Below are 304 nucleotides of genomic sequence, written 5' to 3'. Positions count from 1 at the left end.
TGGCGGGTCAGTTCGCGCTGGGCGGCGAGCCGTTCCTGTTCGGGGGTGTGCGGGTTGCGGATGACGGACTTCAGCAGGGCCCGCCGGGCGGCGTAACGGGCCACCGTCGCGCGCCGCTTCTCGTTCTTCGCGATCTTGCTCTTCTTGGCCATCAGATCTTCTCCCCTCGTGCGCGGATACGGGCGACGGCCGCCTCGATCCCGATCGTGTCCACGGTCTTGATCCCCTTGGCGCTCAGCGTCAGCCGGACGTGCCGGCCTTCGCTGGGCAGCCAGTAGCGCTTGCGCTGGATGTTCGGGTCGAA

1 protein-coding gene is annotated in these 304 nt (G+C 68.1%); it reads right to left on the bottom strand.

Annotated features, from left to right (window positions below; genetic code table 11):
• Positions 1 to 151: 151 nt before the first annotated feature.
• Complete coding sequence (locus tag AB6A66_RS17570) at positions 152 to 292, bottom strand: bL28 family ribosomal protein (RefSeq protein ID WP_371056913.1); 141 nt, start codon at positions 290 to 292, stop codon at positions 152 to 154.
• Positions 293 to 304 lie beyond the last annotated feature (12 nt).

The sequence above is a fragment of the Rhodosalinus sp. K401 genome (genome assembly GCF_041365735.1).
Classification (GTDB): domain Bacteria; phylum Pseudomonadota; class Alphaproteobacteria; order Rhodobacterales; family Rhodobacteraceae; genus Rhodosalinus.
Note: the sequence above shows the minus strand (reverse complement) of the source record. Positions and strands in the feature narration are given on the sequence as shown.